General features: G+C 48.4%; 12 protein-coding genes and 1 pseudogene. 3 read left to right on the forward strand and 10 right to left on the reverse strand.

Annotated features, from left to right (window positions below):
• Positions 1 to 23: 23 nt before the first annotated feature.
• The 4 genes from NG792_RS23315 to pdxA all read right to left on the reverse strand — a co-directional run bounded on the left by NG792_RS23315 (position 24) and on the right by pdxA (position 3,907).
• Positions 24 to 416, reverse strand: coding sequence for a hypothetical protein (locus NG792_RS23315; protein WP_261236972.1), 393 nt, complete (start codon positions 414 to 416; stop codon positions 24 to 26).
• A 68-nt stretch (positions 417 to 484) separates the two neighbouring features.
• On the reverse strand, positions 485 to 1,561 hold the full coding sequence (locus NG792_RS23320) for a D-alanine--D-alanine ligase family protein (RefSeq protein ID WP_261236973.1): 1,077 nt from the start codon (positions 1,559 to 1,561) through the stop codon (positions 485 to 487).
• 302 nt (positions 1,562 to 1,863) lie between these two features.
• The gene (locus NG792_RS23325) at positions 1,864 to 2,298 is read right to left on the reverse strand and encodes a DUF8738 domain-containing protein (RefSeq protein ID WP_261236974.1); all 435 of its coding nucleotides are present in this window, start codon (positions 2,296 to 2,298) and stop codon (positions 1,864 to 1,866) included.
• Positions 2,299 to 2,860: 562 nt separating this feature from the next.
• Positions 2,861 to 3,907 (reverse strand): 4-hydroxythreonine-4-phosphate dehydrogenase PdxA, encoded by a 1,047-nt coding sequence (gene pdxA / locus NG792_RS23330; protein ID WP_261236981.1) that lies wholly within the window; start codon positions 3,905 to 3,907, stop codon positions 2,861 to 2,863.
• A 334-nt stretch (positions 3,908 to 4,241) separates the two neighbouring features.
• Between pdxA and NG792_RS23335 the strand changes: the two genes are divergently transcribed.
• Together NG792_RS23335 and NG792_RS23340 are read left to right on the forward strand one after the other, a co-directional pair.
• Positions 4,242 to 4,811 (forward strand): plasmid pRiA4b ORF-3 family protein, encoded by a 570-nt coding sequence (locus tag NG792_RS23335; protein ID WP_261201040.1) that lies wholly within the window; start codon positions 4,242 to 4,244, stop codon positions 4,809 to 4,811.
• Positions 4,812 to 5,036: 225 nt separating this feature from the next.
• Positions 5,037 to 5,885, forward strand: coding sequence for a hypothetical protein (locus tag NG792_RS23340; RefSeq protein ID WP_261201039.1), 849 nt, complete (start codon positions 5,037 to 5,039; stop codon positions 5,883 to 5,885).
• Between the two features lie 19 nt (positions 5,886 to 5,904).
• Here NG792_RS23340 and NG792_RS23345 read toward each other — a convergent pair whose 3' ends face one another.
• Complete coding sequence (locus NG792_RS23345; protein ID WP_261201038.1) at positions 5,905 to 6,948, reverse strand: WD40 repeat domain-containing protein; 1,044 nt, start codon at positions 6,946 to 6,948, stop codon at positions 5,905 to 5,907.
• Between the two features lie 103 nt (positions 6,949 to 7,051).
• Between NG792_RS23345 and NG792_RS23350 the strand changes: the two genes are divergently transcribed.
• Positions 7,052 to 7,936: a DUF5895 domain-containing protein gene (locus tag NG792_RS23350; RefSeq protein WP_261236975.1), complete on the forward strand. Its 885-nt coding sequence runs from the start codon at positions 7,052 to 7,054 to the stop codon at positions 7,934 to 7,936.
• A gap of 113 nt (positions 7,937 to 8,049) precedes the next feature.
• Here the strand turns inward: NG792_RS23350 and NG792_RS23355 are convergent, their stop codons facing one another.
• The 5 genes and pseudogenes from NG792_RS23355 to NG792_RS23375 all read right to left on the reverse strand — a co-directional run.
• Positions 8,050 to 8,529, reverse strand: coding sequence for a pentapeptide repeat-containing protein (locus tag NG792_RS23355; RefSeq protein WP_261236976.1), 480 nt, complete (start codon positions 8,527 to 8,529; stop codon positions 8,050 to 8,052).
• 162 nt (positions 8,530 to 8,691) lie between these two features.
• Positions 8,692 to 9,174 carry a CYTH domain-containing protein gene (locus NG792_RS23360; RefSeq protein WP_261236977.1) on the reverse strand — a complete coding sequence of 161 codons (483 nt, stop codon included), beginning with the start codon at positions 9,172 to 9,174 and terminating at the stop codon, positions 8,692 to 8,694.
• Positions 9,175 to 9,271: 97 nt separating this feature from the next.
• Entirely contained in the window at positions 9,272 to 10,243 is a 972-nt protein-coding gene (locus NG792_RS23365; RefSeq protein ID WP_261236978.1) for a carbohydrate kinase family protein, read from the reverse strand.
• 137 nt (positions 10,244 to 10,380) lie between these two features.
• The gene (locus NG792_RS23370; protein WP_261236979.1) at positions 10,381 to 10,863 is read right to left on the reverse strand and encodes a DUF4168 domain-containing protein; all 483 of its coding nucleotides are present in this window, start codon (positions 10,861 to 10,863) and stop codon (positions 10,381 to 10,383) included.
• Positions 10,864 to 10,866: 3 nt separating this feature from the next.
• A pseudogene (locus tag NG792_RS23375) lies at positions 10,867 to 11,164 on the reverse strand (hypothetical protein); the annotation flags it as partial.

Here is an 11,164-nt window from a genome sequence, read left to right on the forward strand (position 1 = left end):
CAGAACCGCATCCCCATTCCAAATCACTCGTTCTCCTGAACTTCTGGAACCTCTGTAAACCCAGGACTGACCAACACCTTCCAAGAACTCCAAGCCATCCCCATCAACAGCACCCAGGCCAAAAGTCCCAATACCCAGGGCTGCCTCTGTAGGAATCGCACCAGAGACTCAGAAGCCGATTGTTTCCTCACCGGGCGTACCTGGGGCAGATGACTCCCCGACCCCTGCCCCTGGGGCAACAGGGGGCCAGGGCCTTGTTCCCTCAACCGCCTCAAATAATCCAGATGAGCATCCTGAGTCCCGCTTAACTCTCGCAATCGGGCCAACTGACTCTCCCGGTTTGGCATAAAAGCGCGTAACCGATTAATCTGTCGCCGATCCGATACCGTAAACGGTTTAAATAGTCTCGAACTCATACAATGCTCCTCGAATCCCCAACCTGAGTGAGTTCTGGTTGCCGCCCATTCCCTTTAATCAAGCAACCTTATTCCTTACTTTTATCAGTATGCCGCTCTATGGCTAACTCAATCAAGCGGTCTACTAATTCCGTAAAAGAAACCCCGGTTTTGGCCCAGAGTTGCGGGTACATACTCAAGGCTGTAAAACCGGGTAAGGTATTAATTTCATTAATAAAAATCTCGCCGGTTGCTTCCACATAGAAAAAGTCTACCCGACTCAATCCAGCCCCATCAACGGCTTCAAAGGCTCGAATTGCCATTTCCTGTACTTGAGTGGCGACTGACTCGGGTAATTCAGCCGGAATGAACAAGGAGGCTTTGCCGTCGGTGTATTTGGTTTCATAGTCGTAAAAATCACTTTCATAAGTAATTTCTCCAACCACAGAAGCCTTGGCATTATCATTCCCTAAAACTGCACATTCCACTTCCCGCGCTACAACTCCCGCCTCTACAATCAGACGGCGATCGTAACTGGCGGCACTATCCAAAGCGGCCTCTAATTCACTGCGCGATCGCACCTTGGAAATGCCCACAGATGAGCCTAAATTAGCCGGTTTCACAAAGCAGGGATAACCCAAATTTTGCTCAATTTCATCACAGAGTTTCGGAAACACACAAGGGTTGGACCAAACCTGCGATCGCGTGACGGCCATATACTTCACCTGGGGCAAATCTGCCCGACTAAACGCCGTTTTCATCGCCAATTTGTCCATCCCCACGGCGGACCCCATCACCCCAGTCCCGACAAAGGGGACCTGCATTAATGTCAGCAAACCTTGAATTGTTCCATCTTCCCCATTCGGACCATGCAGAATCGGAAACCACACCTCGACAGTCCCCGCTTCTGCTGGAAATTGCCACAATTTGGCCCGATCGCCAGTCTCTCCCCCCTCATTCCGGGGAACTCCCGCATCTAGCACCTGTTGCGCCACTGCTGGGGAGTGCCATAACCCGTCCTTGTCGATATAAAAGGGCAGAGTTTCGTATTTCTGAGCATTCGATTCCCCTGCCAATGCCTTGGCGATCGCCCTTGCCGAAATGATGGAGACCTCATGTTCTCCGGAACGACCGCCAAATAATAATCCCACCCGCAACTTAGCCATTGTTGACCCCTTTTAACCTTGGTGATTTTAGCCGTTAGAGTGGCAATCCATGCCTGGATTCCCCATCCGGTAATCATCGGTTTTTACAAACCCGCACCCTGAAGGGTGGGGCTATACGGACGAAGCCTGCCTACGCAGGCTAAAAGAGAAAACCGAGTTTTGACAACCGGATTTGGGAGGATTCCCAACTCTTGCCTCTAAAATACGATGGACCGCATCCCTTGTCCGAGATACAGTAGCATAAGTTGGCGGATTTTTGCCTCTCCTGGGCCTAGTCCCATCAAAATTGGTTAGGGTTCTCTTCACTTGTAACCGCTACTGGCTGCGGTATCTAGCATCACCTGGGACCCATTCCTATCAGTCCGATACACCCAAGTTTCTTTGGCCTTGCTCACCGTGACTTCCCACCCAGACACGACGATTTGGGTGCAAAAACTCCCCGGTTCCGTCAGTCCTAAACAGCCATCGGGCCAACTGCGTCGCTGCGCTGCCACAATTTCAAATTGCGATCGCTCTTCCCCGCTTTGTTCGGCCACTGCATCTAAGACTTTCTCCCTAATTCCTTCCGGTAACTCAGCGATCGGCCCAGACTGGTTCTGAGTCCCCTCCATTTGCACAATCTCACTACCTTGTCCTGGAGTCACAGAGTTAGAATTTTCTGGGTTGCCGAGAACCACTGCAATTCCGATTACTGCAATCAGGGCTATTCCCAACAGGGCGATCGCTGGTTTATTCATAGTTTTATTTCCTTAATTACTATCACCCCAACCGGCGCGGCCAAAAAAAGTTCGCCCAGGGGGTTGTATTTCTTGACTTAATTCGATATTATATTCACAATGGGATAGTGACTTCAATAATATTTTTGCACAGATTCCCATTATAAAATGAATTTTAACAAAGTCAATCCCCCTTGTCTAGTCCAATCTGCCCTTTTTTAGCAAAATTCTGTAAATTTTTGTAAAAAAAGAAAAATCCAGCAATCCCTCAGTGAAAATCCGTGAAATCAGTGGTTAAAAATCCATGAAATCAGGGGTTACCCTTTGCCCAACCGCATATAAAATTAGTGGCGATCGCCCTCTTTCCCTTTGGCCGAGACTTGAGAAAAGTCTCGGGTGGAGTTGGTTAACTTTTTTTGCCATGTACAGCAATAGCTGATTCAGCTCATCGGGACATCCGATCGCTGGTTAGTCCAGATTCGTCCAGGTTCCATTGTAAGCAGCCGATTATTAGGGGTGAATAATTGCCAATAGAGGAACCCTCAATCAATATGACAAGATAGCATCATTTTGTGTCTAAGGTTTATCTTTGACCCCCATTCATTCTCTGACTTCCTAACTCAGCAGCTAACCATAAAGCTGATTTCATACTAGCAGAATCGGCGATGCCTTTTCCGGCGATATCGAAGGCGGTGCCGTGGTCGGGGGAGGTGCGGATAAAGGGTAAACCGATGGTGGTGTTGACGGCTTTATCGAAGGCCATTAATTTGACGGGAATTAAGCCTTGGTCATGGTAGAGGGCGAGATAGGCATCATGGGCGTTTGTAGCGGTTCCAAACCAGGCTTGGCCCGGGTTTACCCAGAGGGTATCTGGGGGGATTGGTCCATCGATTATGGCTTGAGGATGGATGTTTTGTTGTTGTTTAATCCAGGGAATTAACCAGTCTTTTTCTTCGGTTCCAAGTTGTCCATTTTCTCCGCTGTGGGGGTTGAGTCCGGAGATGGCAATGCGGGGGTTTTCTATGCCGAAGTCTTGGCGCAGGCATTCGATTAATAGGTCTAGTTTCCAGGTAAGAAGTTCCGGGGTGAGGGCGTCGGGGACTTGGCGCAGGGGAATGTGGGTGGTGGCGAGGAGGGTGCGCAGGGTCCAGCCGCTGTGGGGGGATTTGGCGACGAATAGCATTCCGAAGCGTTTGATTTGGGCGCTTTCGGCGAGGAGTTCGGTTTGTCCGGGATAGGGATGTCCGGCTGCTTTCCAGCAGGTTTTGGCGATGGGTCCGGTGACGATCGCCTGGTAGTCTCCGGCAAGGGTTCGGGCGATCGCCTCTTTCATATAAGCAAAACTCGCGCCACCAGATGCGGCATTGCCGGTCCCAACGGCGATCGCCTCTTCGTTTAGGTCAATATCTAGGATCGGAAATGCTTCAGGGTCGGCGATCGCAGTCTGGGGTTTGAGTTGTTGATAACACGCGTGCAGCAGTTTCCGACTGCCGACGAGGGTGATTTGACAATTTTGGGCGATTTCGGGGTCTGCAAGGGCTTTGAGGATGACTTCCGGACCGATTCCGGCAGGGTCTCCTAGGGTGACGGCGAGATGGGGACGGGTGGGGGTTGAGGGTTGGGTTTCCATGAGGATTTTAGGAGGCGATCGCAGATACAGACATATCGTCATTATTTCAGACGGGGGTGGGAATTAGGGTCAGAGGACCCCAAACCCGGTTTTTGGGCCTGATTGGGCGCTAATGGGGAGAGGGTTTTAAAAAATGTTTCTCAATTAGTTTGGTCAGTGGGTTGATTTCTTAAAACTTAACAATTTGAATGAAGTCGGATTGGATGATCATGATAATATATTAGAGGACAAGTGTTTGTTGCTATTTTAACGTTTTAGAGCGACGGCTCTTTATGATTATCGGTTAACAGCACGCAAACGATGCCTAATTAAAAGTTAACCCGGTTGTATCGCCATGAACCAGACAAAACCCAACGAGCATGAGTCAATTTATCAGTTAAAAGTCACCATCAAAGAAAGTGAACCTCCGATTTGGAGGGAAATTCAGGTTCGCAGTCACATTACCCTGTATAAACTCCAGCGGATTTTACAAGTGGTGATGGGATGGGGAAATACCCATTTGCATCAGTTCACCATTGATGGAACTTGTTACGGTCAATCTCACCCGGAATATGGTTTAGAAATGAAAACCGAGCGCAGGGCGAGATTAGATGAATTAGTGCCGGAAGAGAATGCCAGCTTTCTCTATGAATATAATTTAGATGATAGCTGGATGCATGAAATTACAGTCGAAAAAATTCTGGAACCGACTCCTGGGGTACATTATCCCCGGTGTGTGGCGGGCGATCGCGCTTGCCCTCCTGAAGAATGTGGCGGCATTCGCGGGTATGGGGAGGTGTTAGAAATCCTCAAAAATCCTGAAGATCCAGACTATGCAGAAACCCGCGAATGGGTGAAGGAAGATTTTGACCCGGAAGTATTTCAACTCGATGAAGTGAATCAACAGCTTAAATTGATTCGATAAATCCGGGGGAGTTTGTAGAAATAGACTCCACAATCCCACAGCCGCATTGTCAGGGTAAGTTTAAATTACCCTGACAATTGAGCTGTGGGAGAAGGGGTAAGATGATCTGGGAGTAAAGGCAAGGGAGAGACGGGTCCCGGATTGGGCAAAATAGAGGGCGATCGCCTACAATTAACAAATCAGATTGAGGACCCTTGACCTTTTTATCAATCAGGACTTAACATTATGGGGCTAACTATCAGTTATGATTTTAATTTAGGGATCAACTCCATTGAACTCGCCCGGGAAAAAATCCACGCCTTGCACCAAGCTGCTGTTAATTTACCCTTCGAGAAAGTAAGTGAAGTGGTAGAATTAGTAGGGGAGGAATGCCGATATCAGCGGAATAAACCCGAGGATATCCATCGGTTTTTAAAATTAGAGGCGGCACGGGGAATAGAATACGAAAACGCCTACTTTTTTGTAGATGCAGTGCAGTTGATTGCCTTTACGGTGTGGCCGGGACAGGGATGCGAATGTGCTAATTTTGGACTCGCCCTGTTTCCAGAAACGACGGAAGTGAAACTGAGAAAACCTGAACCCGGTGCAGGACGACAGGAGATAAAACCCTGGGGTTGGGAGGATTTTCAAAGAAGTATTGAAGAAAAAAGAACGGGAAAAATAGATGAGACGAAAGTAGAGATTCTTACTATACCCACGAATTTGCCCCCTTGGTCTTGGTCGAATTTTTGCAAAACTCAGTATGCCAGCAATCCGGAATATGGAGGAATGAAAAATTTTCTTAAATGTCACGGATTGGTCATTCAAATGTTAGATATAGCTCAGGAACTGGGAATTTTAGAATCGGTTCATGATGAGGGGGGATATTGGAACAGCCGCAACTCCCAGAATCTGAGCCAGTCTGTGGGGAATTATAATGCGTTAGTAGCCGGGGTTGTGGGGGGATTGAAAACCCTGTTTACCCAAGAGGGAATCGAGGCTCAAACCCAGGCCCCGATCACGGACTATCCGAATTATGAATACTTGGAGGCGGAAGGAGAACAGCAACTAAAGGGGGATAAAGCGAGGGAATAACTGGGGGATGAACTGAGGGTTACTGCTGCTGATAGGGGGGGTGAATGCGCCAGAGTTTAATAGTTTTATCATCGCCGCCGGTGGCTAGAGTCCGTCCATCGGGACTGAAGGCGATCGCAAAGACATAGCTAGAATGGTCTCGCAATGTGGCCAATTCTTCCCCGGTTTCTACTGACCAAATCTTAATGGTTTTATCGCTGCTGGCACTGGCTAAATAGCGACCATCGGGACTAAAAACCACGGAACGAATTCCATCGGTATGTCCCGTCAAGGTATGGATTAATTCCCCTGTTTGGGTATTCCAAACTTTCACTGTTGAATCGAGACTGCTGCTGGCTAACATTTCTCCATCGGGGCTGAATTTGACACATTCAATGGGATTAGAATGAGCCTGAATGGTGCGATAACTTTCCCCGATCGCCACGTTCCAGAGTTTAATCGTGCGGTCCCAACTGCCACTGACTAAAGCCCTGCCATCGGGACTAAATGCAACGGTAACTGTGGGTTTTTCATGACCCCTGAGCGTTTGCAAAGCCTGACCCGTGTTCGCATCCCAGAGTTTAATCGTGCGGTCCCAACTGCCACTGGCTAAGGTTTGACCATCGGGGGAAATGGCGACAGATTCGATAGGTTTGCGATGACCTTCTAGGATCCGGGTGACCTCCCCAGTGCGAAGCGACCAGATTCGCAGGGTTTGGTCCAGGGACCCACTGACGAGGACTTTGCCATCACTGCGGAAGGCGATCGCATTGACAAAATCCGTATGACCGATGAGGGTCTGACTTTCATCGCCGGTATGGGGATTCCACAGGACGATAGTAGTATCGAGAGAGGCACTGGCTAAGGTATGTCCATCGGGACTAAAAGCCAGGTCGAGGATGGCGGCAGAATGGGCGGTGAGGGTGTGGCTACAGGTCCAGGTGGGGGAGGGGTTGATCATGAACGTTGGCGATCGCGAAAATCTTAAATTTTTCAGAGTATCGAGTACGGGGGTGCAATCGTTGAATGCGAGAGCTGCTCCACCGATCGGTTCGATCTGGATCAAGAACCCCAATTGACTCATCCCGTATTCTACTATAGCGAGTTGACCCTGACATAGACTCTCCCCTTTTCACGATGACGAGACCCAGTAAACTGAATGAGAAGCGATTAATATGATAAAAACCATGAAGACTTCTGCGACTTTTGATTTCGAGGATGAAAAATTTAAGGCACCCCCATCTAAATTGTTGCCTTGGTGTCAGATGATTAACCCCAGCTTGCATCTGGATGGACTCAAACCCTACGGGTTAGGCATTAAGCTGGATCAAGCCAAGGCATCGGGGTTTACACCGGATGAAAATTGGCAGCCAGTGGAACATGAATTTAGTACGGGGGCGATCGAAACCCTGCTGATGACGACGACACCCAGAATGTTGATTGTTCGCAGGGGTCCGCTTTGTGTTAAAGACCGGATGAGTGGGGATATTTTAGGACGATTTTCAGATTTTTCTGAACAATTTAAAGCCGATCGCCCCAAATATAAAACCTTCACCCGGTATCTGATTTTCTTGGTGGGACAAGACCAAAAATTACTTCATCAAACGCCCTTACGCTTGACCTTAAGTGGTTCCGTTGGAGCCGGATTTGGGATTGCTTATCGGTCTTCAAAAATGGGACAACTTGCTGGATTTACTGCTGAATTGGAACAAGCCTACGCAGATTTTCGCAGACAAGCCTTTGCACCCAAAGGCCCGCTATTTCATGCTCATGGGATTTTCTGCCCAACCTTTGAGGCGGTGGAAAAAGGCGCGGGTAGCAATACTGCATGGGTGGCGGATACGGTTGATTATGAACATCCTACAGCCAGCAATTTAGCCGATTATATGATTCCCTCCAATTCAGAGGAGTCTAATTTGGTTTGTGAAACCTTTGAAGACTATAAAGATTTTGGTCAGGAAATTGTGAAAGTAGAAGGGCCAAAAGGGGGCTTATCAACCCCCACAAGTCCCGGAGAGAATCAAGCTTATGTGTATGAGGATGAGTTTGAGTATCCGGAACCGCCTTATTAAGCAGATTAAGAAGGGTTCGGTCCCGGAAAATGCCCGGGCACCCGTGAAAATTGCGCGTCTTTAGGGTCAAATTGGGGCGATCGCAGGGGGGATAAGTTTGAGAAGCGATCGCCCTATTTTGACTCTTCAATCGGGGGATTGGCTGTTTGCAGACCGATCGCATATTTGACCTTGGTCCCGGTTAAATATGCGCCCCATAACTTCGCCCCATCGAGGTGGGCAAAACTGAGGTCGGCTTCGGTTAGATCAGCCATTTTTAAATCGGCCCCTCGTAAGTCAGCGCGAGTAAAATTAGCCCCAAAAAGATTAGCACCATCCAGGAGGGCTTCTTTCAAATTCGCCCCTTCTAAATTCGCCCCATTGAGGGAAGCTTCCAACAAATGAGCGCCTTCTAAATTGGCCCAACTCAAATTCGCTTCAGCTAAAGATGTTTGCCGGAGATTTGCACCGCGCAGATCGCATCCACTTAAGTTGGCTCCATTCAAGTTGCACTGACTGAGGTCAACTTGTTGTAAGTCAGCTTTGCTGAGGTCGATTTCAGAAAAAGTTCGGTCTCCTGCGGCATAGCGATCGATGAGTTCTTTAACGTCCATGTTTTATCCCTGGGAAAGCCCTCTGAATTAACTCCCTAGTCTACAAGGAAGTGACACATTTTTAAGCTGTTTTAAATACATTTCAGGGCGATCGCCCATCAGAACCCGATGGATCGGTCGGTTTCCTTACTCCCTGGCGATCGCCCTCCCGTCCCATTCGGTTCACATCGAGTTTCCTTCGGTCCACTGAGAATAGGGATAAGTAGACAAATTCACATTAAAGTAGCGCGGATCATCCGAGACTTCTTGACCAATCCACTCGGGCAATTCAACAATTTGATTTTCCTCAGTGAGTTCAACTTCGGCAACAATTAATCCTTGATTCTCTCCAAAAAATTCATCGACTTCCCAGATTAACTCCCCCGCTTGAATTTTATAGCGCTGTTTTTCAATTAAGGGGGGATTGCAGAGATTATTTAACATAAATTGAGCATCTTCTAGGGGAATTGGATACTCAAACTCGAAACGAGAATTGCCCTGGGAGGGGCCTTTAATGGTGAGATAGCCTTGATTTCCCACCTGGCGCACCCGCACCGTGCGACCCTGACTGTTTGCAATATAACCTTGTCGATAGGGAGTCCCCACAGCCAGCGATCGCCATGCTTGATTTTTGACTAAAAATTTCCGTTCAATTTCTATAGACATTTTAAAAGAATACCCCCTGTAATTACCCGATTTTAAATTAGCCCGCATCGGCGGGCTTTGTACTGGGAGAAACAGTGTCGAGGCTGCCCACCTTAATTTAATGATTAGCCAGAAAAGCCGTTACTTCTGAGGGAAGAGGTTGAGCGGCGATCGCACCGGGTCGGGTCGTCGTCAAGGCTCCCACTGCCATTGCATATCGGACCACATCTTTGGCCTGGTCTGGGTCTTCTAAATATTTGACCCCATGAGTACAAACCTGATGAATAAACCCCGCTACAAAGGCATCTCCAGCCCCGGTTGTATCCACCACATCTACAGAAAAACTGGGGATTACCCCTTCATTTTCCCCCAGACAATAGGTACAATTTTTAGCTCCAGCCGTGACTAAAACCCCTTCTACACTGCCCAGACGGTACTTAATTGCACCGGCATCAATCGTATCAAATAACCATTCCGCTTCATCATCGGATATTTTTAAAAAATCAACCCGTTTAATTAAGGATTCAATTATCTCTTTTGATTCGCTAGGATCGGACCAAAACATATCGCGGCGATTGATATCAATGGCAATTTTAATATCATATTGTTCTGCCATATCTAAAGCGCGGAAAACGGCTTTTCTGGACTCAGGGAAGGCCAATTCTAAACTGCCTACGACTAGAAAATCTGCCTGAAAAAACAATTCATGGGGTAACTGATCGGCTTGGAGGCGAGTATCTGCAAATTCTGTGGTATTGATTTCCCCAAACCCGGCAAAGCTGCGATCGCCATCCTCAGAACGGACTACATACACCTTGCGGGTGGGGGCCGTATCATGACGCTGCACCCCGGTACAATCCACGCCAATATCCTTCAGCAGACTCACCAGTTCCTCCCCGGCGTCATCTTGTCCCACACAGCCAATAAATCCGGCTGGAGTCCCCAATTTCACCAAGCCAGAGGCCACATTTGCCGGTGCACCTCCGGGATAAGGAGTCCAAGACTCTACCTCCTGGTATGCTTGACCCGGGCGATCGGCCAAACAATCAAATAGAATTTCCCCTAAACACAAAACTTGCGGATAACTCATCACCTTACTCCTAGATGGCAACATACGCTTCAATTTACAGCCTACAAGAAATTGAGCATCTTTCTCAAGTCAGGGATTGATGACCGTAAAAGAAAATTAAAGTGATAGAATTGGGTAAAAAAGGAGTAGTTTGGGGTTTATTCTTGGTTTTTGGCCTCTTGAATTCCGGCAGCAATGCGTTCGCCAAATTCCGGGTCGATATTAGCCAGAGAGAGCATTTGTAAATACTCCTGTTTGGTCAATCCTGCTTGCTCGATCGCTGCGATTGATGCGCTTTCAATTTCCCCTTCGATGCGTTGCGACTCTAGGGATGTCGGTGCCGAGAGTAATTCTTGTTGTCGGCCCTCAATTTGACGCAAGACTTGTAAATAAGCCCCAACAAACTGAGACACCTTTGCCGAGGGAATCGTATTCGTATCAAGGGTTGGGCGATTGGGGGCCGCCTCTGTTGCAGGGGAAGCAACTGTTAAGGTATCCAGACCCTCGGAGGCGATCGCTCCTCCGATTCCCCACAACAATATCGCGATCACTATTCCTAAACTAGCTATCACTTGCCGCAATTTTCGGGACAGGAATTTATGGAATTGAGGCAAGATTAAATCTTTAATGTTTCGAGTCATGGCTCAGTTGATTTTAGGACAATTTTCCCGGTGATTCATAGGTGGATAATTCCCCGGTTTGAATAGCTTCCCATACTTTAGGGATGGGGGGATGGGGGGATAGGGGGGATAGGGGGGATGGGGGAGATAGGGGAGATAGGGGGGATGGGGGAGATAGGGGGGATGGGGGAGATACGGGAGATACGGGAGATAGGGTAGATACCGGAGATACGGGAGATGTTCAACATCCTCCCCATCCTCCCCATCCTCCCCATCCTCCCCATCCTCCCCATCCTCCCCATCCTCCCCATCCTCCCCATCC

This window comes from Laspinema olomoucense D3b, assembly GCF_025370785.1.
GTDB classification, from domain to species: domain Bacteria; phylum Cyanobacteriota; class Cyanobacteriia; order Cyanobacteriales; family Laspinemataceae; genus Laspinema; species Laspinema olomoucense.

Coding starts and splice junctions, on each gene's coding strand:
- NG792_RS23315 (WP_261236972.1), bottom strand. CDS start 416: ATGAGTTCGAGACTATTTAAACCGTTTACGGTATCGGATCGGCGACAG.
- NG792_RS23320 (WP_261236973.1), bottom strand. CDS start 1,561: ATGGCTAAGTTGCGGGTGGGATTATTATTTGGCGGTCGTTCCGGAGAA.
- NG792_RS23325 (WP_261236974.1), bottom strand. CDS start 2,298: ATGAATAAACCAGCGATCGCCCTGTTGGGAATAGCCCTGATTGCAGTA.
- pdxA (WP_261236981.1), bottom strand. CDS start 3,907: ATGGAAACCCAACCCTCAACCCCCACCCGTCCCCATCTCGCCGTCACC.
- NG792_RS23335 (WP_261201040.1), top strand. CDS start 4,242: ATGAACCAGACAAAACCCAACGAGCATGAGTCAATTTATCAGTTAAAA.
- NG792_RS23340 (WP_261201039.1), top strand. CDS start 5,037: ATGGGGCTAACTATCAGTTATGATTTTAATTTAGGGATCAACTCCATT.
- NG792_RS23345 (WP_261201038.1), bottom strand. CDS start 6,948: ATGAGTCAATTGGGGTTCTTGATCCAGATCGAACCGATCGGTGGAGCA.
- NG792_RS23350 (WP_261236975.1), top strand. CDS start 7,052: ATGAAGACTTCTGCGACTTTTGATTTCGAGGATGAAAAATTTAAGGCA.
- NG792_RS23355 (WP_261236976.1), bottom strand. CDS start 8,529: ATGGACGTTAAAGAACTCATCGATCGCTATGCCGCAGGAGACCGAACT.
- NG792_RS23360 (WP_261236977.1), bottom strand. CDS start 9,174: ATGTCTATAGAAATTGAACGGAAATTTTTAGTCAAAAATCAAGCATGG.
- NG792_RS23365 (WP_261236978.1), bottom strand. CDS start 10,243: ATGAGTTATCCGCAAGTTTTGTGTTTAGGGGAAATTCTATTTGATTGT.
- NG792_RS23370 (WP_261236979.1), bottom strand. CDS start 10,863: ATGACTCGAAACATTAAAGATTTAATCTTGCCTCAATTCCATAAATTC.